1 protein-coding gene and 1 pseudogene are annotated in these 2,446 nt (G+C 55.4%); both read right to left on the bottom strand.

From position 1 onward, the window contains the following. Nucleotides 1–129: 129 nt before the first annotated feature. Nucleotides 130–360, bottom strand: a pseudogene (locus ACX80Z_RS15905) (DDE-type integrase/transposase/recombinase); the annotation flags it as partial. 133 nt (nt 361–493) lie between these two features. After that, a partial coding sequence (locus ACX80Z_RS15900) for a hypothetical protein (protein ID WP_459316567.1) occupies nt 494–2,446 on the bottom strand: 1,953 nt, incomplete at its 5' end.

Below are 2,446 nucleotides of genomic sequence, written 5' to 3'. Positions count from 1 at the left end.
ACCGGCTCTCAAAGCACCAGCCAACAACCAGTACGGCACAATAGAACGAACAACCAGTGGCCCTGTTTTCAATTGGCACTAATGGCCCTGTTTTGGGTTGGCGTTAACACTCCGGCGTTGACCAGCGCGGATCGAAGTGTATTGGGAGCCGGAATCGGTGTGGTGGACCATCCCCTCAGGGACCGGTGTCCCGGCCCGGTCCCGGCGCCAAAGGGCCATTTTCAAGGTGGTCAGGACTATATCCGTGTCTTTGATCATGGAGCCATGCCACCCCACGATTGCGCGGGAAAAGACATCAATCGCGAACCCGGACCATGTTCTGACGTAGGTGAAGTCGATGACCCACACAGCGTTCGGCCGACCACGGTAGTCAATGCGGGAGGCCTGGTTACCACACACGCCTACGATGCAGCTGGCAGACACATAGGGATCGCAGCACCCCTGATGTCACCTTCAGGTGCCCTTGATGACTCATGAAGGGCTTAGCGGCTCCCTAAATTTCCCCGTTGTGCCACCGGATTGGTCGGCCAAGTGGTGACTGCGTCAGATGAATTGACCAATCATGAGACGGATTGCTTAGTACCTGGGTGGCCCGGGGTTGCGTTGCTAGGTATAGCTTTCGAGTCGCATCTGAACCGGCGCGAACCACGGTTTCTGATTCCTGCAGGCGCAAGCCCGTCGCCAGAACTTTCACTTCCGGCGCTAATTTAAGTTCGATCTGGCCGCGGGGCAAATTGACGTCTTCGAAACGAAAGGTTCCAGCCGGAACCGACCTGTCAAAGTTGTACGCTTCGATGTGTACATCGCCGCCGTAGTTCCCGCCCCCGCGGAAATGAACCCGACCGTCCTTGCCTTCCATATGCGCGCGAAGTATGAACACTGAGCCCTTGTCCTCGTTTTCTAGGGACGTAAGGTTCACTACTCCGGCATTGACTACAACATGGGCGTAGAACAGCGAACCGCTTTTGTTATACAACTGCGTGAGGTCGAGGCACGTGCCGTCGTAGACCATTATGTTGGTGAGGGATACAACAGATGCATCTCTCACTCTCCCACCAATGAGCGACAAACGCCCATCATGGCCGAAGTATCGATCAACGCGAAGATAACCGCCTTTATGGACCTCAGCGCCGGCGAGGCTGAGATCGCCTCCAGAACTATGCACCTCACTGATGGACACTCTTCCCGCATAGCAGATGAGGTTCGCGAGGTCGATAGATGCGCCGGAGTCACAAGTGAGATCGCTCAATTCAACCAGACCTTTCACCCAAAGATCCGTAGCGAGGAATTGCCCGCCGTCTAGAGCTGTCAGCTTTTGGACTCGGGCTGTGCCACCGCGTGCCACCTGAGCTTCGCTAAGGTCTAAAACACCATTTACGCCGATTGAAATTCTCCTCATTTCGAGGCTGCCTCTACTTGAGCAAACAACTTTATTAAGGTTCAACGTGCTTGTCAGGCAGAGTCCATCTAGGACTAGGCGGGCTCCACCTGTGAGTCGAACCGCCGAGAGATTCGCTGGTTGCGAAATGGTCAACTCTTGAAGCGTGAGAGTTCCACCGTGTAGCACGAGGTTACTGAGATCGAGCTCAGGAATCTCACCATGGGCGATCGTGATCGAGCAGCCACGCCAGCCCCGCGATTGCCCATCAAATCGCTCCCTCAAAATCTCATAGATCAATCGCCTGATGCCCTCAGAACCTTCGCCTGGTTGCACGATCGCCACACAAAGCATGTCGAGGCACCGTTGACGCCATGATTCCCACCGATCGGCTAGATCACGAAGCGCAAGAACTCCTGTTATCCGCATGAAGTATTGGTCGCTACCGAGCTGCTCAACCGCAATCCTGAAGAGGTCAGCCTCGCGCGCTGCTTCGGAATCGCGCTGCTTTCGGTACGTCACGAGCAGCGCCACCGCAACACCGACGGCGGCAGCCACACTGAGTCCTACCTGAACGACGCCACCGAGCTGAGACAGCGTCAGTCCAGAAGGTGAAGGAAGACTAGGAAACCCCAGCACTACCAGCGCGATGAGCCAAACGATTGCAGCCACTAGGACAAGCGAGGCAATGGCAACCATTAGGGCACTGAAAATTGTCAGGTCTCGGAATCGCCAGCGGCGTGTCACCATAACGATTGATCCGAGACAAATCATGATCGTGGCAAAGAGTAACAACGCAGCAACATCACCTATAAGCAACGCCGACGCCCCCTCAGGCACGACCAACGGTGAAGCGGGCGAAGATGTTGCTACGCGGAAAATACGCAACTCGTAAATATGAGACAGCATAAGTATCTCTACCACGTCGTCACACAGAATTGGGGACTGCCCCGGGTTTGGGACTGTTCGGAATTTGGTGTTTTTGGCCTGATACGTCGGGCGTGAGTCTGGCGGGGAAGGTGCCGTGATGACGACACTGGATGCTGTGAAGAAAAACAAGGCGGAGCC

Source organism: Arthrobacter sp. TMT4-20 (assembly GCF_054510775.1).
The sequence above is the reverse complement of the archived record's forward strand: the minus strand, read 5'-3'. Positions and strand labels throughout refer to the sequence as shown.